Annotated in this window: 20 protein-coding genes; 17 read left to right on the forward strand and 3 right to left on the reverse strand. The window is 42.0% G+C overall.

Features of this window, described 5'->3' with window-relative positions:
* Window positions 1-173 precede the first annotated feature (173 nt).
* Window positions 174-5,024, forward strand: coding sequence for a hypothetical protein (locus tag K1X84_01300; protein ID MBX7150246.1), 4,851 nt, complete (start codon window positions 174-176; stop codon window positions 5,022-5,024).
* A gap of 30 nt (window positions 5,025-5,054) precedes the next feature.
* Here K1X84_01300 and ruvC read toward each other — a convergent pair whose 3' ends face one another.
* Complete coding sequence (gene ruvC, locus K1X84_01305) at window positions 5,055-5,588, reverse strand: crossover junction endodeoxyribonuclease RuvC (GenBank protein ID MBX7150247.1); 534 nt, start codon at window positions 5,586-5,588, stop codon at window positions 5,055-5,057.
* A gap of 369 nt (window positions 5,589-5,957) precedes the next feature.
* A complete protein-coding gene (locus K1X84_01310; protein MBX7150248.1) occupies window positions 5,958-6,791 on the reverse strand; it encodes a DUF2520 domain-containing protein in 834 nt (277 codons plus the stop codon).
* 165 nt (window positions 6,792-6,956) lie between these two features.
* Between K1X84_01310 and K1X84_01315 the strand changes: the two genes are divergently transcribed.
* The 7 genes from K1X84_01315 (at window position 6,957) to K1X84_01345 (ending at window position 12,780) form a co-directional block, all read left to right on the forward strand.
* Window positions 6,957-7,190: a hypothetical protein gene (locus K1X84_01315; GenBank protein ID MBX7150249.1), complete on the forward strand. Its 234-nt coding sequence runs from the start codon at window positions 6,957-6,959 to the stop codon at window positions 7,188-7,190.
* Window positions 7,190-7,585: a DUF2203 domain-containing protein gene (locus tag K1X84_01320; GenBank protein ID MBX7150250.1), complete on the forward strand. Its 396-nt coding sequence runs from the start codon at window positions 7,190-7,192 to the stop codon at window positions 7,583-7,585. The genes K1X84_01315 and K1X84_01320 overlap by 1 nt, the downstream gene beginning before the upstream one ends.
* A gap of 108 nt (window positions 7,586-7,693) precedes the next feature.
* Window positions 7,694-8,356: an HD domain-containing protein gene (locus K1X84_01325; GenBank protein MBX7150251.1), complete on the forward strand. Its 663-nt coding sequence runs from the start codon at window positions 7,694-7,696 to the stop codon at window positions 8,354-8,356.
* Between the two features lie 119 nt (window positions 8,357-8,475).
* Entirely contained in the window at window positions 8,476-9,693 is a 1,218-nt protein-coding gene (locus K1X84_01330; protein MBX7150252.1) for a 2,3-bisphosphoglycerate-independent phosphoglycerate mutase, read from the forward strand.
* A gap of 71 nt (window positions 9,694-9,764) precedes the next feature.
* A complete protein-coding gene (locus K1X84_01335) occupies window positions 9,765-10,709 on the forward strand; it encodes a CHAD domain-containing protein (protein ID MBX7150253.1) in 945 nt (314 codons plus the stop codon).
* A complete protein-coding gene (sixA, locus tag K1X84_01340; protein MBX7150254.1) occupies window positions 10,706-11,203 on the forward strand; it encodes a phosphohistidine phosphatase SixA in 498 nt (165 codons plus the stop codon). The genes K1X84_01335 and sixA overlap by 4 nt, the downstream gene beginning before the upstream one ends.
* Window positions 11,203-12,780 carry a Ppx/GppA family phosphatase gene (locus K1X84_01345; GenBank protein ID MBX7150255.1) on the forward strand — a complete coding sequence of 526 codons (1,578 nt, stop codon included), beginning with the start codon at window positions 11,203-11,205 and terminating at the stop codon, window positions 12,778-12,780. Before sixA ends, K1X84_01345 begins: the two co-directional genes overlap by 1 nt.
* Here K1X84_01345 and K1X84_01350 read toward each other — a convergent pair.
* Window positions 12,777-13,919, reverse strand: a complete 1,143-nt coding sequence (locus tag K1X84_01350; GenBank protein MBX7150256.1) for an FAM83 family protein — start codon at window positions 13,917-13,919, stop codon at window positions 12,777-12,779. The two genes, K1X84_01345 and K1X84_01350, sit on opposite strands and share 4 nt — an antisense overlap.
* Window positions 13,920-14,395: 476 nt before the next feature.
* On the opposite strand from K1X84_01350, the gene dnaK reads away from it, so the two are divergent.
* The 9 genes from dnaK to serA all read left to right on the forward strand — a co-directional run bounded on the left by dnaK (window position 14,396) and on the right by serA (window position 26,421).
* Complete coding sequence (gene dnaK, locus K1X84_01355; GenBank protein ID MBX7150257.1) at window positions 14,396-16,309, forward strand: molecular chaperone DnaK; 1,914 nt, start codon at window positions 14,396-14,398, stop codon at window positions 16,307-16,309.
* Window positions 16,310-16,320: 11 nt separating this feature from the next.
* Window positions 16,321-16,539: a zinc ribbon domain-containing protein gene (locus tag K1X84_01360; GenBank protein MBX7150258.1), complete on the forward strand. Its 219-nt coding sequence runs from the start codon at window positions 16,321-16,323 to the stop codon at window positions 16,537-16,539.
* Window positions 16,540-16,573: 34 nt separating this feature from the next.
* Complete coding sequence (gene htpX, locus K1X84_01365) at window positions 16,574-17,452, forward strand: zinc metalloprotease HtpX (GenBank protein MBX7150259.1); 879 nt, start codon at window positions 16,574-16,576, stop codon at window positions 17,450-17,452.
* A 13-nt stretch (window positions 17,453-17,465) separates the two neighbouring features.
* Window positions 17,466-17,663 carry a hypothetical protein gene (locus K1X84_01370; GenBank protein MBX7150260.1) on the forward strand — a complete coding sequence of 66 codons (198 nt, stop codon included), beginning with the start codon at window positions 17,466-17,468 and terminating at the stop codon, window positions 17,661-17,663.
* Window positions 17,660-18,550, forward strand: coding sequence for a J domain-containing protein (locus K1X84_01375; GenBank protein ID MBX7150261.1), 891 nt, complete (start codon window positions 17,660-17,662; stop codon window positions 18,548-18,550). The genes K1X84_01370 and K1X84_01375 overlap by 4 nt, the downstream gene beginning before the upstream one ends.
* Before the next feature lie 119 nt (window positions 18,551-18,669).
* Complete coding sequence (locus tag K1X84_01380; GenBank protein ID MBX7150262.1) at window positions 18,670-20,199, forward strand: DegQ family serine endoprotease; 1,530 nt, start codon at window positions 18,670-18,672, stop codon at window positions 20,197-20,199.
* Between the two features lie 120 nt (window positions 20,200-20,319).
* A complete protein-coding gene (lon, locus tag K1X84_01385) occupies window positions 20,320-22,752 on the forward strand; it encodes an endopeptidase La (protein MBX7150263.1) in 2,433 nt (810 codons plus the stop codon).
* A 31-nt stretch (window positions 22,753-22,783) separates the two neighbouring features.
* Window positions 22,784-24,724, forward strand: coding sequence for an ATP-dependent zinc metalloprotease FtsH (gene ftsH / locus K1X84_01390; GenBank protein MBX7150264.1), 1,941 nt, complete (start codon window positions 22,784-22,786; stop codon window positions 24,722-24,724).
* A gap of 89 nt (window positions 24,725-24,813) precedes the next feature.
* Window positions 24,814-26,421: a phosphoglycerate dehydrogenase gene (serA, locus tag K1X84_01395; protein MBX7150265.1), complete on the forward strand. Its 1,608-nt coding sequence runs from the start codon at window positions 24,814-24,816 to the stop codon at window positions 26,419-26,421.
* Window positions 26,422-26,424 lie beyond the last annotated feature (3 nt).

The following is a 26,424-nucleotide window of genomic DNA, read 5'->3' on the forward strand; positions in this document are numbered from 1 at the left end:
AAATACGCATTTCACTGGATTGATACCGCCCACATCCTCGTCTATCTTAGCTGAAGTTGACCCGATGACCCTAATTTCTCTCGAGTCATAATTCTTGTCGTTAGTTATTTTCCATTGAATAGACAGGCGAGTCAAATAAATAACAATCAATAACATACTAAATGATTAGTTTAATGAAGTATTTACTGATATTTGTTGGCGTTTTGTTTTTGCTGGTTGAATCGGATTCTTTATGGGCGCTTGGGCAGCCCAATGTTTCCGTAACGCCGTCTCAAACAAACAATTTTGGACAATATACCATCACCAGCTCGACGGGCAATGGTAATACCAATTTAATTGCGAATACGGATAGCATCATCATTTTTTTCGGAAGTGCCACGACTTTACCTTCAAGCATTGATCCAACGTACATTACTGTCAATAATACCGCAGCCAACGCCGTATCGATATATCCAACGTCCTCTAACCGAATTGCCATTCTGACACCGGTCAATATTGCAAAAAATGGCGGTACTATTACAATTGTGATTTCGGCATTGGCGGAAATTGTTAATCCGGCTTCGGCGGGCAACTACACTCTTCAAATCGAAACCACAACAGAGAGAGGATTAATTACTTCAACTAATTATTCAATTTCTGCGTCTTCTTCAACTGTATCACAACCTGCCGTAACGCCTAATCCTTCGGTTGAGAATTTGTCAGCTGCTTACACGGTTGCATTCAATGTTGGAAGCGGTGGACTTTTGACAACCGGTGTTAGCACTATTACAATCGGCTTTCCGACCGCTACCGGAATTCCTAACGGGGGTCTGTCGGGTGTTACCGTTAACGGAACAACTGCAAACGCTTCAGCCAATAATGATACGGTAGTCATCATTGCTCCGTTAAATGTATCCAATAATGAAGCTGTGTCGGTTGTTTTCAGCCTTGGCACGGGATTGAGCAATCCAACATCCGGTACTTACAATCTCAGCGTTAAAACCAGTTCTGAGAATACTTACGTCTCATCGGCTAACTATACTATTTCATCATCAAATTCTTTATCGGTTACTGCCGTTACGTTATCACCGACGGTGGTTAATGCACAAGCACAATATTCGCTCGATTTTGTGACAAGTTCGACCGGAAGCTTGACAGCAAATACGGATAGCATCGTATTTATCTTTCAACCCAATGCATTTTTGCCGGCGCTGATCGTCAATTCAAATATTACAATTACGAGCGGGGGATTCAGCGATATTGCAGCAGGTATTGCCATCCAGAAATCTAATTCAGCCGACGATGATACATTATTTATTAAAACTCCAATTTCTATAGGAAATTCTTCATCCGTAACTTTGAATATTGCATCCACGGCTGGCATTCTCAATCCTTCGGTTTTAGGAAATTACTATCTGCGTCTTATGACCAGCAAAGACAGGACACCGGTGTCCTCAAGCGCTTATGCTGTGACTAATACGAGTACCACAGTCTCTCAATCCATTGTGACTCCGACTTTAACAACTGCCAGTGCGAAATCACCTTATCGCATTGATTTTAATCTGGGAGCGAATGGTCGGTTAAATCCAGGCACGAGTACAATCACTTTGACTTTCGCTTCAGGTTACACATTAAGTACGACTGCGTCCGATTATGATTCAACTTATATATCGGTAGCCAGTGGAGCTTTTATTCAAATTCCAACCACGAATATTGCGCCGAATAATACTGCAAAGACTATTCAATTTACAATTCCGTCGAGCGTAATCTCACACAACAATGATAACATTGTATTGATTGTAAAAAGAAGGGTTGGGGCACAGCCCATTACCAATCCAACTGCGGGCAATTATAACTTGGGTGTCAAAACTAGCGTTGAAGCCTCTAATATTAATTCTGCTACTTATAACATCGGCGGAACTTCTATTGCTCTTACTGGTATTACATTGTCGAATTCAACTGTAAATAGTAATTCAACATACACGTTTAGTTTCACTGGTAATAACTTAAACGGATCCGGAGGCTCGCCTGATGTTATCACAATTACTTTTCCTGAAGGCACTGTTTTACCCGCCACAATTGCTGCGACTAACATAACTTTAAACGGTGCTCAGCCAGCAAGCGCTAGCATTAATACATCAACTCGGACTGTTACCGTAACTGTTCAAAATGGTAATGTTTCGAGCCCATTTACGCTGGTACTGGGATCGACCACAGCCGTTATTTCTAATCCAACGGTTCCAAGTACATCATTTTACAAAGTTACGATGTATACTTCACAAAATCTTGCCCCGGTTACATCGACGGCCTATACGATTGCCGGGCATAGTACATCTGTAACGGCAGTAAGTGCTACAGCTAGTCCGTCAGTACAAAATGCCACTAGCAGTATTTATACAGTCACTTTCACGACATCTTCAACAGGAAAACTCGCCGGTGGAACTGCATCGGGGTCAAGCAGCATCACAATTGCTTTTGGCTCCCGCACAAGAATTCCGTCAAGCATCACGGCATCGAGTGTAAAAGTCAATTCAAATGCTTGCCAAACAGTTACCGTATTGACTAGCGGTGACAGCGGTAAAATTAAAATCAATATACCTGATGGGTTGACTATCGACAACAATACTGCAGTATCCGTCGTATTTGATACATCAGCACGACTGGACAATCGAAATCCATTCGGGACCAGTACGATTGTCGTTAAAACGTCATCGGATACGACTAATGCATCCGGGACATATACAATTACACTAACTCAGTTGCTGGCAGTCACTTCTGTTGTACCATCACCATCCAGAATTAATGCAGCCAGCGGATATTCGATTAAGTTTACCACAGGTTCAAGCGGCGCCTTGAATCAAGGTGATACGATTCGAATTGCTTTTCCTTCCAATACTTTCGTTCCGTCCAGCATCAATAAAAATGATTTAACGGTAAACGGCATTAATCCATTGGTCAATCCGACTGTAATTGGCGATACGATCAAAGTCAATGTTCCCCAGGCTGGCGGCATTGCAAATTTAACGAATGTAACGATACTTATTAATAGCGCGGCTGGTATTTTGAATCCGACTACGATTGGAACCTACACCCTTCAGGTGCGTACACAAGCTGAACAAGCGTACGTTGTTTCTCCGACGTATTCAATTACTTCAGGAATTAGTAGTGTTACCACGCCTTCCGTCAGTGTTACTAATCCACGACTCGCGACGGTATCGCCATATACTGTAAGTTTTAATGTTGGTGCCAATGGCAGGCTAATTGCCGGAAGCAGTACCGTTACTATTACATTTAATGCCAGTACTACCGTCAGCGCCACCAATACGAATTATGACAGTACTTATATTACAGTTGATGGCGTAGCTACTCAGATTCCTACAGGTTCTATTTCAATAAGCGGCCAATCGGTAACTATGACAATTCCAACAGGTATTTCTATTGATAATAACGACGCAGTGGTGATTACGATTAATCGTATCGGTGCTACGGATCCGGTTACCAATCCTGGAATCCAGGGAAGTTATACTTTGACAGTGAGAACAAGTGTTGAAACGACCGACGTGACGTCAGGCGCTTATAGTATTTCCAATGTTGCGGCTGTCGCGACTATACGAACACATATCACTCCGGATACTGTAAATGCAGCTTCTGTTGATACAATACGGTTTACTGTAGGAAGCACCGGAGCGCTCACGGCCAATAGCGGAACAATCACTATAACCTTTCCTAGTAATACTTATATTCCTTCATCGATTAATACTTCCAATGTAAGAGTGGCCAGTCAAACCAATAATACTTTTACCAATGCATTTGCCGTGAGCACCAATCCATTGTTACGTTCAGTCACTATAACAACTCCGGTTGTGGTCAGCAACAATGATTCAGTTCGGGTTGCTTTTCTAACAGGGGCAGGGATTGAGAACCCATCGGTTTATGGCGATTATACGTTGAATGTACATACGAGCGCTCAACCGATTGACGGAACAAGCTCTGCTTACACATTGAAACCAACTGTTTCGACTATATCTAATGTGGCATTATCGGTCACGCCGAATGATACAAGTCAATTTGGACGTTATACGTGGTCATTCAAAACCGGAATGCGCGGTCGGTTAGTTTCTGGCATCAGTACTATTACGATGATCATTCCATACGATGCGACGTTTACTCAAGGAACTCCGGCGGCTTCAAAAGTGACTGTCAATTCAATTGCTGCGGGAAGTGTTAGTCTCAAACAAGGTGTGCTTACCAACGCCGACACACTGGTCGTGACGGTCCCAACGACGGTGACTATCGGTAATTTAGCGAATGTAACCGTTATTATTGACTCGTCGGCTGGCCTCCGTAACGTCAGCTTTCGAACGGTTTCGACTTATAGTATTTTCACCAGCGTTGAAACTTCCATTACGGGAACCGATGTAACATTACCCGTTGAATTAGCTTATTTCAGAACGGAGCAATCTGGTAATGAAATTTTAATAAATTGGAGAACTGAAAGTGAAATTGAAAACGCATATTGGTTAATCCAAAAAGCAGAAGTCATGACTGAAAATGTTAGCGCAGCCAATCTTGATTTTAAAACGATTGCAACGATAAAAGGACAGGGGACAAAAACGAATGCAACAGATTATTCATTGAGTGATCGTGATGCACAAGTTGGTAAATCTTATGCTTACAGAATTGCTGATATTTCATACGGTGGTGTTATAGTATATCATGAAATACAATATGTAACTTTTGTTCAGCCGAAAAAATTCAGTCTGTATCAAAATTATCCTAATCCGTTCAATCCTGTAACAAAAATCAAATTTGATTTGCCGTATTTAGCCAACGTTAAAATTAAAGTATACAATATCCTTGGACAAGAAGTTGCGGAATTGATTAATAAAGAAATGCCTGCCGGATTTCACACATTGGAATGGAATGGTCGAAATGATCGCAATGATATTGTGTCGAGCGGCGTCTATCTTTACCGCATTGTCGCCAATACTTCGGATGGAAAGCATAAGTTTAGCTCGACGAAGAAAATGATGCTGATTAAATGAGTATTCGTGGTGAACTAAGAGCGGTAGGATTTACTTTTTTATCATTTCAGGATGTTGTTTGACATATTCCGTCCAGCTTTTTATAGAGGATCGTGGTGATTTCATCCTATGTGCATGGCATACGGCAAGTCCTAATGCATCTGATTCATCCAGCGAAGGTTCACGACTTAATTGTAACAGTTTACTAACCATAAATCGAACCTGTACCTTAGAAGCATTCCCATTGCCTACGACGGCCATTTTCATTTCTTTGGGGGAGTATTCATTGATTTTCAAATTGTGATGAACGCCTGCAAGTATTGCAATACCGCGTGCGTGGCCCAATTTCAGAGCCGATTTAACGTTTTGATGAACAAAAACGTTCTCAATAGCCAGCTCTTTGGGCTTATATTTTTTAATGAGCCGATCAAGATTGTTATATATTTCATTCAGTTTCAGGGGGAGAGAGAGGTTGGCCGGAAGTTCAAGATATCCACTGGCTAAATAGGAGAGTCGATTTTTTTCATAAGAAATAATTCCAAAACCAAGTAATTGTGTACCGGGATCGATGCCAAGAATAATCATTGAATCACAAAACTCGAGTGTACGTTTGAGTGACTGTTTGCTGATTGCTGAAGAATTGAAGAACTAATCTCAGGGCATTTAATTCAACAATATTAAAAGTAAATTCTTCATTTTCATTGAAAAAATACAACACATTGTCCTCAATCCTAAAAAGAAAAGTCTCATCCACTGGATTATCATTACTTGTGTTCACAACATGAACTGAAAAATTGCTGTTAAATACTAAATTGATTGTCGAGTTTGACTCAATATTATAGAATGCCCATTGACCGATAATCAAAGTTTCTTTTCGAGTGTCATTGCTGTCAACCAATGCTTCACGGCAACCGGCTGACAAAAAGCAGAGAGTAATAAAAAAGATTTTCTTCGTCATGACTTATTTAAAGTAATTTTTAAACAAATATCAGTTAAATATCTATATAGTCTTGCAATTTCATGTGATTTCTTAGATAAAATCTTAATGTGAGACCGTATGGTTGTTATATCTTTGCGCGAGGCCGGTCCCGTAAGTGAAGACACCGTTCCATGCGCTTGTACATTAGCAATGGTTGCTTGCATTAATGGTAATACTACTGCCAGTGTTTGTTTTTCATTCCAATCTAAGTTATTGTATAATTTTTGAATTTCGTACAGTAAAGCCACCACAAAATTAGAAGCCATAATTCCACCGATGTGATATAAAGATTTATAGCTTTTTGGAACTAAAATGGTTTTGGCTTTAATTTGCCTGACGAAGTGGTTTATATTTTTTAACGCTTTTTTTTCTCCTTCAATTCCAAAATAAGTATTTTCACGCATTTTTTTTCTGCGAGTTGATCGCAACAAGAACGTTTGCATGGGATGCATCGATGCGATCGTCACATCAGCATGGGCGTTAGATTTTGCCGGTTGTAAAATGTCTGATGTCAAGCTGCCGGAAGTATGAACCATTGTAACGGAATTTGATCTGAAAGCAACATGGGATACTTCTTTTGCTATTTTTTTCAATGATATATCGGAGGCGGCTGTAATCACAAAATTACAATCATCGAGTAATTGATAATTCGTACCAAATTTTTTAATTCCAATGCGTTTGGCCAAACGCTGTGCATGCGATTTATTACGGCTCACGATGGCTTTAATCGAAAGGCCGCTCAAAAGTATGGCATCGGCGATTCCATACGCAACAGCGCCGGCTCCGATCAGCCCGATTTTCAAATTCATAGTTTCATGTAACGACAAAAGTTCATTCAAAACATAGAGAAGATGTGACTGAAACGCAAGTCTCAATTAGGGGCATATTGAAATCGATTCAGATTATGCTTGATTTCTCATAACGAATTGGCTAACTTTTTTACACTAAAAATTATATTGGAGAACGCAGAGTCCATGCCTCAAGAACCTTTTTCGATGTACAATGAAGGCGTAAACGAAGATTTCCGTCATATCGCTGAAACGTATTTCAGTAATTATATCATAGATTGGTGTAATCAAAATCACGTTGATGATCGGTCCAGAGAATATATCATCAAAGTTCTTTCGGATTATTCCCTTTTCTTTTTTGACAGCATTATGCACGACCTGATTGATTCGGAACCTCCCGAACATGAAATGAAAAACTAATGCCTCAGTATCTGCACAATCGTCATTTTACCGTTGACGAAGCACGATCTGTTCTTAAATCCATTAGACCGAAAATCGAAGAAATGTTGCAGTTGAGGGCGCGGCTTACTGAATTAAATTATGATATATATAAACATGCTTACTTTGGTGGACGCGGTCCCAACGGATCACGGTATCATCCTGATGAGTTAGAAGCATTGGTTTGTATTTTACGCGATCTTGAACTCAAAGGCGTTTTAATAAAAAGTATCGAGGAGGGTTTGATCGATTTTCCACATGTCCGAGAGAACGGAGAAGAGGTTTATTTATGCTGGAAAATCGGAGAGGAGAACATCGACTACTGGCATTCTATTGCCGACGGATTTCAAGGACGCAGGTCGATTGACCATCTGTAACTACCTTTCCTCGTTCTGTCAAATCTAATAGTACCAAAATTACGGCGCATCTTTTGACGTTCTGGCCCTAACTGAACGTTAAAAAATATTTTAAAGGCATCAGCCATCGTGGAGTCCAAAAAAAGTAAATCCGGCGGTAAAACGACGGTCGTTATGACGTCGCGTCGAGACGCGGATCTTTTTGATAAATTTGCCGATCTTGATTACCTCGAAAAAAAATTTGACGAGTACGTTGCACGGTACAAATTATCCAAACGAGAAAAATTTCTCATTCTCAAGGCATTTGACTTTGCCAAATTAGCTCATAATGGGCAATTACGTGACGAAGGTGTGCCCTATATCAGCCATCCGATCCGTGTAGCTAATATTTTAATGGATGAAGTCGCCGTGATGAAAGGTGATATGATCTGTGCGGCATTACTCCATGATGTTATTGAAGATTGTGATATTACTCTGCGCGAATTAAAAAATAATTTCAACGATCGCATTGCTCAGATGGTTAAAACATTGAGCAAAGATCCGTCTCTTGAAAACCATAAAAAAGTTTATTATGAAACGATCGTCAAATCCGATGATGAGGTTAAACTCATTAAAGTATGTGATCGCCTGGATAATTTAAGATCATTGCGTTTTTCACATAATAAAACTCGTATCCGCCGCTATATCCGTGAAACCGAAAAAAAATATTTACCGCTAGCCGAAGCAAAAAGTTCCTATATTTTCAGGGAAATGAAACATGAAGTTGTTGTGCTCAAAGGCCGCTTGAAATAGTTTCCTTATTTTCATTTGCTTGATTCCTTCCTTTTTCTCCGCATGCTTCTGTCCGCTTGATTTAGAATATTTTAAAAAGTATATTTTCCAGCTTGATCCATTAATTCTGGGGAATTTTTATGACACACAATGAACTCATCAAAAGTTTGATCCAAAAAACTGATTCAAAAATTATCCTGATAGTTATGGATGGTCTTGGCGGTATTCGGACGAAAGAACATCGCAAAACCGAATTAGAATCAGCTAATATTCCAAATATGAATCAACTGGCCAAAGAATCCGTTTGCGGACGTATTATGCCGGTTTCATATGGTATTACGCCTGGGAGCGGGCCTGCGCATTTTTCATTATTTGGTTATAATCCGACCGATAATAATATCCAAATTGGTCGTGGTGTGCTGGAAGCGCTCGGTTTAGATATGAAACTGCAAGCCGGCGATGTTGCAACACGGTGTAATTTTGCTACGATAGATGGGAACGGACTTCTAACGGATAGGCGCGCCGGAAGGATTCCAACCGAAGAATGTGTTCGCCTCTGTGAACTCTTAAAAAAAAATATCCAAAAAATAGATGATGTTGAAGTCATTATTAAAGCGGGCGAGCAATACCGTTTTGTTGTCGTTTTTCGAGGAAAAAATCTCGACGGATATATCGATGATACGGACCCGCAAGTTACAGGTGTCAAATCGCTTCACGCCAATCCGCGTTCCGAATCATCGAAGCGCATGGCACAAATTGCGGATAAATTTATTGCTCTGGCCGGTCAAGTTTTAAAAAGTGAGCCTAAAGCCAATGCTGTTTTGATGCGGGGATTTTCAGTACTGCCGCACGTGCCCAGCATGAAAGAACGATACGATCTAACTGCTGCATGTATTGCAAGCTATCCATTGTATCGCGGTGTAGCTAGCGTAGTGGGGATGGATGTTTTGACTACTGGAATGGAAATCAAAGACGAATTTGAAACGTTAAAAACTCATTGGTCCCAATACGATTTTTTCTTTTTGCATGTTAAAAAGACGGATTCGTACGGAGAAGACGGAAATCCGGAAGGTAAAATCAAAATTATGGAAGAGGTCGATCGCTTTATTCCGATGGTTCTTGATCTCAAACCCGATGTCATAATGATAACCGGCGACCATTCAACGCCTCCTCCGATGAAAAGCCATAGTTGGCATCCGGTGCCATTCTTATTGCATTCAAAAGTGTGTGGAATCGATGATGCCGGCGCTTTTAATGAATTAGAATGCACCAAAGGCCAACTCAGTAATTTTCCTTCATACTATATTATGGAAATGGCCCTGGCCAATGCCGGTAAACTGAAAAAATTTGGAGCCTGATAACGGGATTAACCTGGAAAATAAGCCATATCACTGCAACAATGCCAGTAGATGCAGGTGCTAGCGCAATTTTGACGACTCGGTTTCAACAATGGAAATTGCAGTTTGAACGTATCAAGCGCCGTCAGACTTTAAGCGCTGTTCATGATTTCAGAGTAGCAACCCGAAGATTGCGTGCGGCAATAACCATCTTTTCTCCTTATCTTAACAAACATTCGTCGGTGCCTTTTGATCAGTTTAAAAAATTTGCACGTCTGTGCGGTATAGCACGCGATCTGGATGTTACAATTGAACATATTGCAGCGTATCTTCCTAAAATCAGTATCCGTGAACAAAAAGGAGTCCAGTATTTTTTAGAAAGTTACCGCACAAAACGTCGGCAAGAGGGACTCAAAATTACTGATCAATTTTCCAATGCAAATATTGATCTCATTGAAAATGTTTTTAACGAAACTATTAAGCTGTCGATCATGACGGCGCCGGAATTACCTGATTTACGCGCACTTTCACGACAGGTAATCGGATCAAAGATAATGGCTGTGTATGAATTTGATGTTGTATGCAGGCGTCCGCTAGAGATCAGTGCATTGCACGAGATGAGAATAGCAGTCAAACATCTGCGCTATGTTTTGGAAGTATTCGATAATTGTTTTGATAAAAAGCTCCGTCCTTTTATTGATACGTGTAAGCTTTTGCAGGATCAATTAGGTTCTATTCATGACGGAGATGTTATGATTGAAGCGTTGCGGTCAGCGATAAAGAAATTTTCTAAATCTCATTTGAATACATGGCTGTCGTTGATCCAAACAGTTGAAACAATTGATGAAACAAAAATATTGATCGATTCATACAAGCAAATCAAAGTGCAAGATGTCATTCCCGGCCTCATCAAGCTGTCGGTCCTTCGTATGAATGAACGTGTTCACGCTTACAATAATTTTATAAAATTTTGGAGCCAATATTCTATCGGATTCAAGGAAGAACTTCAGAATAATATTGAGAACGGATTGTCATGAATATTTACCTGTTACGGCATGGAATTGCTGCAGACATCGGACCAGGAATCAAATCAGATTTTGAAAGACCCCTTACTGAAGAAGGCAATAAAGAAATGCGCCTTGAGGCAAAAGGAATGAAAAATCTTGGAATTCAGTTTACGAAAATTTTGGCAAGTCCGTTGATTCGAGCCAAACAAACAGCAGAAGTCGTGACTGAAATTCTTGATTGCAGAGGAAAGCTTCAGGAATGCAAAGCATTGGGCATTCCGGCTTCACGTAGTCATTTACTTGATGATTTGAAACAGTTTAATTTTGAGGATGAAATCCTTTTGGTTGGACACGAACCTGAAATGGGATATCTGGCTGGATTTTTCATCGGTAATCTTAAATTGCGTCTTCCATTCAAAAAAGGAAGCTTATGTAAAATTGAAATTTCGCATCTCCAACCCAGCCCGATGGGTGAAATAAAATGGTTTCTGACTCCGAAACAATTAAAACTGATAGGTAAGTAATGAATTTGGCCAGCCGTTTAATAACACATCGGAAAAAAAATAATACCTACTTGGCCGCCATCGATATTGGAACAAATTCTTTTCATTTAGTGGTTGTAGAAATTTTGGCTGACGGCAAATTCAAGATTATTGACCGGGCAAAAGAAAATGTCCGGCTTGGTCATGGCGGCAAAGATATGAAATTAATTTCACCTGAAGCCATGCAGCGTGGCGTTGCGGCATTGAAGCGTTATGCCGGGATTGCGCAGTCTTTCAATGCGCCAATTCGGGCTGTGGCTACAAGTGCGGTGAGGGAAGCGCTGAACCAGGCGGAATTCGTCAAACGCATTCACGATGCCACCGGAATCGATGTCGAAATCGTATCGGGCGTCGAAGAAGCACGGTTGATCTATCTTGGAATTTTGCAGGCATTACCGGTATTCGATAACCAAATTTTGATGATCGATATTGGCGGCGGGAGCGTGGAATATCTTATTGGCAAACGCGGAGAAGCAGTGTTGTCGAACAGTCTGAAATTAGGACATATCCGGCTGACTGAGCGTTTTTTTAAGCGCGATAGTTTACGTGAAAAAGATATTGAAACTTGCCGGGAACACATACGTGGATTTCTATCATCATTGAGCCGTGAAATGCGCGCATACAAATATGATTTTGCCATTGGAAGTTCTGGAACTATACAAAATGTTGCCAATATGATTAAAGGCTTGCGTGGTGAAATTTTGAACACGCAATTAAACAATTTTTCGTTTACACGTGATGAATTGTCAGAAATTGTAAAAATGATCCTGAAGGCAAAAACACCTAAAGATCGATTAAAAATTCGAGGGCTTGATCCGAAAAGAGCCGACGTGATCGTTGCCGGTGCGATGGTGTTAGAAGAATCGTTTAAGGCTCTGCGAATTAAGCGCCTTACAGTGTCCGAGTTTGCACTGAGAGAAGGCATCATTTATGATTATTTACAAAATCGAATTTATCAAGGTGATCATGCACATCATTTAGCAAATATTCGTTATAAAAGTGTTCAACGTTTATCGGAGCTTTTTCACAATGACGCCAAACATGCTGAACATACCGTACGCATTGCTTTGTCACTATTCGATCAATTAAAATCTCTCCATAAACTGGGAGAACGAGAACGAGAATTCCTGGAGTATGCGACCATTTTGCACGAGATAGGTTTTTTCGTATCGCACGCACAGCACCATCGACACTCGTATTACCTGATTCGCAATTCTGAGCTTTCAGGTTTTACTGATCACGAAAAAGAGATCATAGCGAACATCGCGCGTTATCACCGAAAAAGCCATCCGAAAACCAAACATGAGGGGTTTGCAGCGCTTGCTCCAAAAGATCAATTGCTTGTGAGAAAACTTTCAGGCCTGCTCCGCATAGCCGATGGGCTGGACAGAACTCACAATGGCGTTGTTGCTTCCGTTAAATGTAAAATTGAGCCAAGAAGGGTAATTTTGATAGTACGATCGGGGGTTAATTTGGAATTGGAAATGTGGGCGGTAAATATGAAAAAAGGGCTATTCGAGGAAGTGTTTCATAAGCAAATCATTCTCAAATCATATTAATCTTCAATATTACCGTCATCCATCTCATCTGATGCTTTAATAGATTTTGAACTATCTTTGGCGCGGATGAACCTTGCATAGAACTCCTGCAGATATTGATTCACAATCTTCCGATCTCTTATAATAAGAAAATTATCATCGTTAACTTCATTGGCATTCTTGCTAAAATTTAACGATCCCGTAATGACGATCGGAATATCATTGGTATCGGGATTCTCAGCGTCGATCAATATATATTTATGATGTAAATGACGGTCTTCGACGGCCAGATAGGCCTCGGCCTTTTTTTCCCATGGTTTTTTTGATTTCTCGTTTTGTGTCATTGCAGAATACAAGCTCCAATACTGCTTGCCCAACGACGGCTCAAACACGGCCTTAAGATCAAGGCCTTTCTTATCAAATTTTTCTTTGATCGCCTCATCGATTTCAATTCCCGTACTAAATGAAAATGCACAAATTTTAATGTCATGTTGCGTTTCTTTGGTAACCAGATCAGCCAATAAATCGAGAAAACTGGTTTTTCCTGCTTTCAAATTCATCGGTGTAAAATACGCATCGATCATAGTGCCATTGAGCGTAATTCGATTACTGGAAACTTTGTTTTTGTATTGATGAAATCTGGCAGCACTGGTATCCGGTACCGATGATGAACCGCCCCACATGATCTCAAATTCTTCAGTATAAATTTTCGCCAAGGCCCGGCTTTGAACTTGAATCATATTTTGCATGCTTACGAGGCCGGTAATAGTGAAATTATAAGAACCTGTAATAACGACATCATCTGTCGAATCGGGTGAAAGATAATCGGCGATGAGGAATTTATGATGCATTTGAGCACGGTGTCCTTTGTAATAGTTGGCTTTGGATTGTACCCACGGCCAACCGGCATCGCTCATGATTGGAATTTTATATCGTTTCTCTAATAATTGCCGCGCCGTTTTCCACAATTCGGAATTATTTTTTGGAGCAGCTTCATCATCAAATATGATTCGCACTCGTACGCCACGTTCATGGGCTCTGCACAAAGCTACAACTATATTCAAACTGTTTAATTCGTAAGAAGTCAGGTCAATACTTTGGTGAGCCGCATTGATCACATCGATTACGCGTTGCTCAAGGTTTTCATTACCGTTTGCCAAATTACCGGGGAATGAGTACGCACTATCAATCGTTCCGTTAAAAAAAACAAACGCTTTATTATTTAATGAAGTGGTGGGATGTAAGTTATACTGAATTTGTCCAAACGTGTGGCTTGAAAATAGAATTAAGCAGAAAAATTTGAATAAGTTTATCATGGTGAATTATAGTGAATTTTTTCGGTATCGGTAATCTATATAAAATTTGAAAATAAGCAAGCAGATTTACTTCACTGCCAAAATAATCAATTCAAGACATTTTGTCCGTATTAAAATTTATTTTATGACAATTTTGCATTGCTTCAAAGTTTTGCAAATTTTAAACTAAATAAAAACAATTGTGACTTAATGTTTTATATCGGTATGTCATTTGCTAAATTGGGTCGTGTGATGGAGTGCAAATACAAAATCAATTTTAAGTAATTTAATATAAAAATATGCCGTATGTAATACGGTGCTCTTATTAAGGAGGAAACAACATGGCAAAAGGAAAAGTAATCGGAATTGACTTGGGAACGACCAATTCATGCGTGGCGATTATGGAGGGAGGTCAACCGGTCGTAATTGCAAATTCTGAAGGCGGACGTACGACGCCGTCCATCGTGGCTTTTACAAAAGCCGGTGAACGCGTTATCGGAAATCCCGCTAAGCGTCAATCGATCACCAACCCGAAAAATACAATTTTTTCGATCAAGCGTTTTATGGGACGGCGATTTGATGAAGTAACGGAAGAACGTAAAAAAGTCCCGTACGAAGTAATTTCCGGCGATAATAATGTCGCGCGGGTAAAGATTACGGATCAAGTGTTTTCACCGCCGGAAATTTCAGCGATGGTTCTTCAAAAAATGAAACAAACTGCTGAAGATTATTTGGGACAAAAAGTTACAGATGCCGTAATTACCGTTCCTGCTTATTTTAACGATGCACAGCGCCAAGCAACAAAAGATGCCGGCAAAATTGCCGGGCTTAATGTGTTGCGTATTCTCAATGAGCCTACGGCAGCTGCGCTGGCATATGGTCTCGATAAAAAATCAAATGAAAAAATTGCCGTGTATGACTTGGGCGGCGGTACTTTTGATATTTCGATTCTTGAAATCGGCGACGGAGTGTTTGAAGTATTATCGACGAACGGTGATACGCACTTGGGAGGCGATGATTTCGACGAACGTGTTATCAACTGGATGGCCGACGAATTCCGTTCAGCTGAAAGCATTGATCTTCGCAAAGATCCCATGGCACTTCAACGTTTGAAGGATGCCGCTGAAAAGGCTAAAATCGAATTGTCCAGTTCCATGCAAACGCAAATTAATTTGCCGTATATTACTGCCGTAGACAGCATTCCGAAGCATCTCGATCTGACACTGACGCGTGCGAAATTCGAACAAATTTGCGACGATCTTATTCAGCGAACGATAGGGCCGGTTGAACAAGCAATGAAGGATGCCGGATTAAAATATTCTGAAATCGATGAAGTGATTTTAGTCGGGGGTTCTACTCGTACTCCGAAGATCCAGGAATTGGTACAAAAACTTTTTGGCAAAGAGCCGCATAAAGGTGTCAATCCGGATGAAGTAGTTGCAGTTGGCGCAGCCATTCAAGGTGCGGTTTTAGCAGGAGAAGTCAAGGACGTTCTCTTATTAGATGTAACACCGTTGTCATTAGGTATCGAAACTTTGGGCGGCGTATTTACAACGATGATTCCGCGTAACACAACCATTCCGACAAAAAAGAGTGAAATTTTCTCGACAGCGGCGGATAGTCAAACGGCCGTTACGATTCGTGTCGGACAAGGTGAACGGCAAATGTTTGCCGATAATCGCGAAATCGGACGATTTGAATTGATCGGCATTCCTCCGGCTCCGCGTGGCGTACCGCAAATTGAAGTGACGTTTGATATTGATGCCAACGGTATTTTACACGTGTTGGCCAAAGACAAGGCAACCGGAAAAGAACAGAGTATCCGGATCGAATCGTCTTCAGGTCTCAACAATGACGAAATTGAACGGATGGTTAATCAGGCGAAAGAACACGCGGAAGAAGACCGTAAACGTCGTGAAAAAATTGATGTCAAGAATCAGGCGGAAAATCTTGCTTATCAGACCGAGAAAAATATCAAAGAATTCGGCGATAAAGTTGATGCCGATTCCAAGAGCAAATTGGAAGGTGAAGTTCAGAAATTGAAAGATGCGATCGCTACGGACAATACTGATACCATCAAGGCAGCAACGGAATCGTTATCGAAGGTATGGAACGATGTTTCTGCGAAAATGTATCAAGCCGGTGCCGGCGCGCAGCAAGAACAGGCTACAGGCGGGAATGAAACCAATACTCAACAGGGACAAAAAGTCGAAGAAGCTGATTATGAAGTCGTTGATGACAAAGATAAAAAATAAGAGGTGATGCGATGCCGACGTACGACTATAAATGTCCGAAAGGGCACGAATTTGAGGAATTCCAAAGCATCAACTCAGAGCCCGTGGCAAATTGCCCGACGTGTGGCGAAAAAGCCTCACGAATTATTGGATCGGGCGGCGGCTTGATGTTTAAAGGAAGCGGATTCTACATCACCGATTACAAAAATAACAACAACGGGAAGAAAGACTCGAAAAAAAAACCTGAGTAACACTCGGGTGCTCATTTAACAAAAAGGTTATTCGATGTTTTTGAACACATTCAAAACTATGTTCTTTTTGACGCTCTTGACACTGTTATTGATGCTGATCGGCAGCATGGTTGGCGGACAGAGCGGCGCTCTCATCGCTTTGGTGATTGCCGGAGTGATGAATTTTGTAAGTTATTGGTTCAGCGATAAAATTGTTCTTAAAATGTACGGCGCTCAGGAAATCACGTATAACGATGCGCCGCGATTATTCAATATAGTTCAGCGGCTCGCACAGAATGCACAATTACCGATGCCGCGTGTATACATCATTCCGTCTGACACCCCCAACGCCTTTGCGACAGGGCGTAATCCGGAAAACGGCGTCGTAGCGGTGACGCAAGGTATCGTCAATCGTTTGAGCGAAGATGAATTAGCCGGTGTCATCGGGCATGAATTGGCGCACATTAAGAATCGCGACATCCTGATCAGCACAGTCGTAGCGACGATAGCCGGTGCCATTGCATATATCGCTCAGATGGCACAGTGGGCGGCAATCTTCGGCGGATTCGGGAGAAGTTCGGATGACGACGAACGAGGCGGCAGCTTTATTTCAACATTGTTTCTGGCAATTTTAGCGCCGATTCTTGCGACAATAATTCAACTTGCTGTGTCACGTTCGCGTGAATTTCTTGCGGATCGCGTGGGTGCGGAAATAAGCGGACAGCCAATGTCTTTGGCCAATGCGCTGATCAAACTTGAAAACGCCAACCATCGTTTGCCGATGGAATCAAATCAGGCAACAGCGCACATGTTTATTATTAGTCCATTAACCGGCGGCGGTCTCATGAGTTTATTCCGTACGCATCCGACGACAGAGCAACGCGTGTCGCGCTTGAAAGAGTTTGCGGCTGAACAGGGTCTGTTGGCTTATTAAACAAAAGTTAAGTATGTCCCGAACAGAAGTTTTAAAAAGTTTGATTGGAAAGAAGATCAGGATTGTTTTGAAAAATAATCATCATATCGACGGTGTCTTGAGTAAAGTTGAAGAACATTTATTAACGTTCAACAATGGAGAAACACTGATTCCCGATCACATTGAAAATTTTTTTGTCATTTCCGATGACTCAATTGGTAAAATACGATGAATAAGGATTATTACAACATATTGGGTGTGACGGAATCAGCGAGTGAAGAGGAAATCAAAACGGCGTACAAGAAGCTGGCAAAAAAATTTCATCCGGATAAAAATCCCGGTAATAAAACGGCTGAAGATAAATTCAAAGAAATGTCTGAAGCCTACAATGTGTTGAGTGATCCGGCAAAACGGAAACAATACGACGCAATGCGTCGATATAGCTCGCGAAAAGGCCATCAGTATGACAATTATCAAACGGATTTCACAGACTTCGATCTTAAAGAATTTATGAAAAATTTTAATATGGGCGGTTCGAAGCCCCGTGAAAGTTTTGCAGACTTATTGGATGAGATGTTTTTTGGAAGCTCCCCCAAAGCTGAATCACGAACTTCATCCCGCGATATGCATGTCGAGCTTACTATTCCGTTTGAGAAATCGATTCACGGGGGAGATGTTGACTTTACTTTGGCCAACGGAACCCGTCAGCCATTGCGCGTACGATTACCCGAAGGTGTTGCTGACGGAGAAAATGTTCGTATAAAAAATCCGGCTTATCATGCTGACGGAGCTATCGTCATAACAGTTCGGGTTCAACCTGACAATTTTTTTACGCGTAAAGGGCTGGATGTTTATTGCGAAATCCCGGCAAATTATGCTCAGCTTGTTTTGGGAAGTACCATGCGCATTCGAACGGTCTACGATACAAAAATTGATGTTAAGATTCCTCCCGGAACGCAAAGCGGAACGATGTTGAAATTGCCGGGGATAGGCGTTCGCTCTCCTAAAGGTACGGGCGACATGTATGTTATGGTTTCTGTTGCAGTTCCTAAAAATTTGACGAAGAAGCAAAGAGAGTTACTGGAAGAATTTGCGAAAGCATCGGAAATGAAGTGGTAGTTTTATTTGTAAAGAATGTAAAAAAAATTTGACATTGGGTTAACAAAAAACATTTTAAAATCGATTTCGTAAAATAATGACAAACAACTAAATTTGTCAGAAAATTTTGGAGGTTGTCAATGTTAGCAGCAAAATCATCCCGCGTATTGGTCAGTGTTATTTTAATTCTGATTGGCGTGATTGCCGGCATCTTATTGACGGCGAATTTCAATATGATTCACAGCGGCCGTGCCAGCGCTGATTCAGAACGACGTACGCAATTAGAAGAAAAAATGGCGGCGATGAAAGATTTTGGAGAAGGTTTTTCAACGGTCGCTGAATATGTGACGCCAAGCGTCGTAACCGTAGAAACTGAAAAGACCGTGAAAGTCAATTACTCGCCGTTTGGCAATGAAGATCCTTTTGGTGATTTTTTTGGCGGTGATGATCTTTTTAAACGCTTTTTTGGATCTCCCCGCGGCGGACAACAACAACAAGAGCAGAAATTGCAGGGCTTGGGCTCCGGCGTAATTGTGAGTGAAGACGGATACGTTCTGACTAATAATCACGTTATTGCCGAAGCGGATAAAATTACCGTCACCTTGTCTGGTGGAAAATCTTATCAAGGAAAACTGATCGGCCGCGATCCAAGAACCGATATTGCGGTTGTGAAAATCGATGAAAAAGGTTTGCCTGCAATCAAAATGGCCAATTCCGACAATGTCAAAGTCGGACAATGGGCGATTGCTGTAGGTAATCCGTTTAGTAAGTCGTTAAGTCAGACTGTAACAGCCGGTATTATCAGCGGTATGTCTCGTTCGTCGGTGGGTTTGGATACGGACGTAGATTTTCTCCAGACAGATGCCGCGATCAATCCCGGTAATAGCGGTGGCGCTTTGGTCAATATGAGCGGTGAGTTGTTGGGAATTAATACAGCTATCTTATCCCGCAGTGGCGGTTATGAAGGAATCGGTTTTGCTATCCCGGCCAATACCGCCAAAAATATTTTGGAACAAATTGTCAAAAACGGAAAAGTTTCGAGAGGTTACGTTGGCGTCGGTATTCAAGATATCGATGAAAGCGTCGCCAAAGCTCTGAATCTCAAAGATGCCAAAGGCGCTGTCATCAACCAGATTGTCAAAGACAGTCCTGCCGACCGTGCAAACTTAAAAACGGGCGATGTTATTTTGAAAGTGGACGGCAAAGTCATCGACGATGCGACAGCATTACGTAAAACGGTATCTCAAAAAAGACCGGGCTCTGACGTCGAACTAACCGTTTTCCGCGATGGTAAGGAAATGAACGTTAAATTAACACTGGCCGAAGCGCCGGGAGAAGTTCCGACTATCAAAGAAGAAGACGTGCCTGCGAAGAACAGTTCAGTGAGGCTTGGAATAAACGCCTCAGGATTGAATGCAGATATTGCTAATAAATACGGCGTCAATCCGAATGAAAAAGGCGTGATTATTACACAAGTAGACCAAAATGGTCCCGCTTATCGCGGCGGATTGCGCGAAGGCGATGTTGTCAAACGTATCGGTCGTAAAGATATTACAAGCATAAAAGATTTTAATGATGCGATCAGCGAAATCGGCAAAGGCGATACGGCGCTATTCCTGATCAATCGACGCGGCGGTTCGTTATTTATTGCCTTCAGCGTACCTAACTAACCGTAAACGTGCGATAAGTCTAATTAATAATTTGAAAGCAACTTAAGAGCATCAATCCCGATGCCGGGGTTGGTGCTCTTCTTCTATACATGATGCAGTGAATCTACAAAGGAATGAATGATGACTAAAAATCTGGACGAGCAAATTTCGACCAAAGAAAAGAAAAAAAAGAATCAACTGCCTACATCGCTGCCAATCATACCGTTGCGTAATACCGTGCTTTTCCCGCAACAAATTATGCCTTTATCCATTGGTCGGGATAAGACGTTGAAGCTTGTTTCAGAACATTCCGATGCAAACCGGCTGGTGGGTGTCGTCGCGCAGATTGACAGCGGCGTCGAAAATCCATCTCCTAAAGACATGTATGAATACGGCGTTGCCGCGACGATCATGCGAGTCTTCGACATGCCTGACGGCAGTAAAAGTGTAATTGTTCAGGGTGTTCAACGCGTCAAACTGACCGAATTTTTGCAAGATGATCCGTATTGGATTGCTCAAATTGAAGAGCTTCACGAAATTCCCGTAGAAGCAAGTGATATTGAAGTAGACGCGTTGGTACTGAATATCAAAAATATTTTCCAAAAGATGGCTTCTTTGGCGCCCTATATAACGGCCGAACAGACGTCCATGATTCTCAATATTCAACAACCGGCGCGCGTGGCCGATGTCGCGATCGCATCGTTGAATATTTCAACATCCGAAAAGCAGGAATTGTTGCAAACCCTTAATGTCAAAGAACGTTTGGAAAAAGCCCATGTCGTTTTGAATCGTGTTCTCCAAACGCTGGAACTGGGTAATAAAATTCAATCTGATGTTCAGGATGAGATCAGTAAAACTCAAAGAGAATATTATCTTCGCGAACAATTGAAAGCAATTCAACGCGAACTTGGCGAGACAGAGTCGAGCAATCCGGAAATTCAGGAACTCCGTGAAAAGATTGAAAAAGCGAAAATGCCAAAAGAAGCTATGGAAGTCGCTAAGAAAGAAGTAGAACGGCTTTCCAGAATGTCACCGATGGCGGCAGAATATACTGTATCGCGAACATACATTGATTGGCTGATTGAGTTGCCATGGACGACTGCTACGGAAGACAATCTTCAGATTAATGACGCCCATAAGCGTTTGGAGGCGGATCACTACGGTCTGGAAAAAGTCAAAAATCGCATTTTGGAATATCTAGCTGTTCGCAAACTTAAAAATGACATGCGTGGTCCAATTCTTTGTTTCGTAGGACCTCCGGGAGTAGGTAAAACGTCATTAGGCCGATCGATTGCCAATGCCTTGGGAAGGAAATTCGTCCGGATGTCGCTTGGAGGCATTCGCGATGAAGCGGAAATTCGTGGGCATCGCCGGACGTACATCGGAGCTTTACCTGGCCGGGTTGTGCAGGGTTTACGCCGGGCCGGAACGATCAATCCTGTTTTTATGTTGGATGAAATTGACAAAGTCGGTATGGATTTTCGCGGCGATCCGTCCAGTGCTTTACTGGAAGTATTGGATCCCGAACAAAATAATTCTTTCAGTGATCACTATTTGGATGTTCCGGTCGATCTTTCAAAAGTACTGTTCATTGCAACAGCGAATCTCGCCGATCCAATCTTACCGGCTTTGCGCGATCGCATGGAATTGATAGAGATTCCGGGGTATACTGAAGAAGAGAAAATGCATATCGTGAATAAATTTATTATTCCGAAACAAATTGCTGAACACGGATTGAAAGGAAATCAGGTTAGATTTAATGCCGATGCGATCAAGATGATTATTCATCAATATACACGTGAAGCAGGCTTGCGTAATCTTGAACGTGAAATAGCGGCCATTTGCCGTGCCGTTGCAAGAGAAGTGGCTGAAGGCAAGTTGACTAAAAAAACGGTGGATAAGAAGAGTGTTGATCACTACCTCGGAAAAATAAAATTTTATTCTGAAGCAGCCGAACGAATCAAAAAGCCCGGTGTGGTTACCGGCTTGGCATGGACAGCCGCCGGCGGCGATATCCTTTTTATTGAAGCGACCAAAATGAAAGGAAAGGGTAGCCTTACACTCACCGGACAACTCGGTGACGTTATGAAAGAATCTGCTGTAGCCGCGTTAAGCCAGATTCGCTCGCAAGCCGATGAACTGGGAATTCCCGACGACTTCGATAAAATTGACATTCATATTCACGTTCCGGCCGGAGGAATTCCAAAAGACGGACCGTCAGCCGGTATTACTATGTTCACAGCGATTTTATCGCTGTTGACAGACACTATTGTCCGTAAAGATATAGCGATGACCGGCGAGGTGACTTTACGAGGTGCAGTACTGCCGATAGGAGGCGTTAAAGAAAAAGTTTTGGCCGCACACCGGGCTGGAATCAAAACGGTTATTTTACCGGATAAAAATGAGAAAGACGTCGACGAAGTGCCCAAACAGATCCGCAAAGAAATGAAATTTTTATTTGTCAACGAAGTGACTCAAGTCATGGAACATGCTCTGAACCTTCATTCGAAAAATTCTAAAAACGGAACAGCGCGGAATAATGGCGCCAAAAGTAAGCTAAAAAGAAAAAATTGATTCACGCCTAACATTTTCCTGAAAGGAAAATATGGACAAACAGAAATTACAAATTCCGATTATTCTGGGTATTTTGCTTCTTTTCGTATTGCTCAACCCGATTTTATTTTCATCGCATCCGGACTTAGAAATCACTTATAAAGAATTTCGCGATTATTTAAGCGCTGGCCAAATCGATGAAGTTCAGATTACCAATGAAAAAATTTACGGCAAATTCAAATTGCCTGACAGCCTTGCCGCAGTTCAGGATCAACAGACCGATGAAACGACCGATATAGTTGAGCGCATTCGCAGCGGTAATATTTTTGAAGCTTTCAAGAAAGATCTTCGAAAACCATTTATCGTTACCACGCTTTCAGATGACAAATTGGTTGAAGATCTGCAAAAAGCCGGCGTTAATTATAAAGGAGTGATTGACAGTAATTGGCTGGAGAACATTCTAATCTATTGGATTTTTCCGTTGCTGCTGCTTTTTATGTTGTGGGGATTCATATTTCGCCGAATGAGCGGCGGCGCTAACGTGATGAACATTGGAAAAAGTAAAGCAAAGATTTACGCTGCCGATCCGCGAAGCCGCGTGACATTTCAGGATGTGGCCGGAGTCGATGAAGTGATCGAAGAAGTGCGCGAAATTGTCGATTTTCTTAAAAGCCCTAAAAAATATACCAAGCTTGGTGCAAAATTGCCTAAAGGCGTTTTATTAGTCGGGCCTCCGGGAACCGGCAAGACTTTATTGGCTAAGGCTGTAGCCGGCGAAGCTAATGTGCCTTTTTTCAATCTAAGCGGTTCGGATTTTGTTGAAATGTTCGTCGGTGTGGGTGCGGCGCGTGTGCGTGATCTTTTCGGTGAAGCTAAATCCAAAGCGCCGTGTATCATTTTTATCGACGAAATTGACGCCATCGGACGCAGCCGTGCCAAAGGTTTCGTAATGGGCGGGCATGATGAACGCGAAAATACGCTCAATCAATTATTGGTTGAAATGGATGGATTCAATTCGGACAAAGGTGTTATTATTATGGGCGCGACCAATCGTCCGGATGTTCTTGATGCTGCATTATTACGTCCCGGACGTTTTGACCGCCAAATCGTCTTGGATCGCCCGGATTTGAATGCACGCGTTGAGATTTTTAAAGTTCATACCAAAGGCATGCCGCTCGCTGACGACATTGATTTGAAAGCTTTGGCCGCACAGACGCCCGGTTTTGCCGGTGCCGAAATTGCTAACGTATGCAATGAAGCCTCGTTACTCGCATCACGAAAAGATAAAGAACGTATTGCCATGACAGATTTCCAGGAAGCCATCGAACGCGTCATCGGCGGCTTGGAAAAGAAAAATAAGATCATTAGCCCGCGTGAACGTAATATTGTTGCTTATCACGAAGCAGGCCATGCGATAGTCGGGCACTATCTGAAAAATGCCGACCCTGTTCACAAAGTATCGATTGTGCCTCGCGGAATCGGGGCTTTAGGGTATACGTTACAAACGCCATTAGAAGATCGCTATTTATTGTCGCGCGATGAATTGATTGAACGTTTGTGCAGTTTGCTCGGTGGACGGGCGGCAGAAGACATCGTATTTAATCAGATATCCACCGGAGCTTCCAATGATCTTGAACGAGTGACAGAAATCGCCACGCGTATGGTTACCACGTACGGCATGAGTGAAAAACTCGGCAACGTGTCTTTTACGGATAATAGCCAACAAAATTTCCTTGGCGGTGTCAATATGAAATCATACAGCGAAGACACCGCGCGGCTTATTGATGCGGAAGTTAAACGCATTATCGATGAAGCCTATCAAAAAACCAAAGATCTTTTGAACGAAAAACGCAATAAGCTCGAAGAGTTGGCTAAACAATTGCTGGCCAAAGAAGTTCTCGATAAAAAAGCAATCGAGGAAATTTTAGGCGAAAAACCGGTCAGCGATAATGGTAAATTCGAACGGGAACTGATTAACGAATCCAATTCCTGATTGCATAAATTAAAGCCGTTTAGTATCTTCGCTCCGGTTAAACGAACCGATTTTCCGGAGCGATTTCATTTATAACTGTACTATTGAACATGAAAATTTTAATCAGCGACGAAATGTCTTCGGCTTGCGTCGAAAAACTTCAAACAAACTTTGAGGTTGATTACAAAACCGGATTAACTCAAGAACAATTATTGGCCATTGTTCCGCAATATTCAGCATGGGTCGTTCGGAGTTCAACCAAAGTGACCGCTAAACTTATCGAAGCCGGAACGTCTCTTAAAATCATCGGCCGTGCCGGTGCCGGCGTCGATAATATCGACGTCGAAGCCGCTACTCAGCGCGGAATTGTCGTAATGAACACACCCGGCGGCAATACTATTTCAACAGCCGAACACACGATCGCAATGATCATGGCGTTGTCGCGGAATATTCCGCAAGCCGATCAAAGCGTGAAAAAAGGCGAATGGAAAAAATCAAAATTTACCGGAACTGAATTATTTGAAAAAACGCTGGGCGTGCTGGGCGTCGGCAAAGTAGGGCGCGAAGTGGCGATCCGCATGAAGTCATTTGGTATGAATGTGATCGGTTACGATCCGATTTTTTCAAATGAAGAAGCCGAGAGAATTGGAATTCGTTTAGTTTCTTTAAATGAACTCTTTGCTTCGTCAGACTACATTACTATTCACACGCCGTTGAATAAAGCTACTGAAAATCTGATCAATCACGATACTTTAAAGCAGTGCAAAGACGGCGTTAAAATCGTTAATTGTGCGCGGGGAGGAATTATAGACGAGACGGCTTTACAGGAAGCCTTGACATCCGGTAAAGTTTCAGGAGCAGCTTTGGACGTTTTTGCCGCTGAGCCGCCCGGCGATCATCCGCTGTTTAAATTGCCTAATGTCATTACAACGCCGCATCTTGGGGCTTCGACTGAAGAAGCACAGGAGAAAGTCGCTATTCAAATTGCCGAACAATTAATCAGCGCTCTTAACGGCAAAACCATTACCGGCGCGGTCAATTTGATGCCGATCGATCAGGATGTATTTTCCAAAAGCGCCGCGTATCTCCGGTTAACCAGCCGTATGGGACATTTTGCTTCGCAATGGATCAACAGTCCGATAAGCAAGATCAACGTTCATTATTTTGGCGATGTATTGCATCATCCAACGAATCTGCTGACGCAAACACTGATTGCCGGACTTTTCAAAACGATGATCGAGCAAGTCAATATTGTCAATGCACCGGCGATTGCCAGAAAACAGGGCATTGATATTTCAGAAACACGTAGTACGGAGCATCAGGATTTTACTCATTTGATAACGCTTGAGATAGTGACTAATGACCGGTCCCAGTTTTTATGGGGAACATTATACGGAAAGAATGATCCTCGTATTGTAGGTATCAATGGCTACATTTTTGATGCACACCTCGATGGCGCGATGTTGGTTTTATCTAATGAAGATAAACCGGGTATGATCGGACGACTTGGCACCATTCTTGGAAATCATGGAATTAATATAGCCCAAATGTCGCTTGGGAGAAAAGGAGCGGGAGGCAAAGCCATGACCATCCTTAATGTTGACGATGCATGCGCCGATAATGTTATCCGTGAACTGGAAAAGCAAGGATTCACAGACATTCGGTTTATCCAAATAACAAATGAATTTGAACCGTATCGTTTCAGAGTTTCAGAATAATAA

The sequence above is a fragment of the bacterium genome (genome assembly GCA_019695335.1).
GTDB lineage: Bacteria > CLD3 > CLD3 > SB21 > SB21 > JABWBZ01.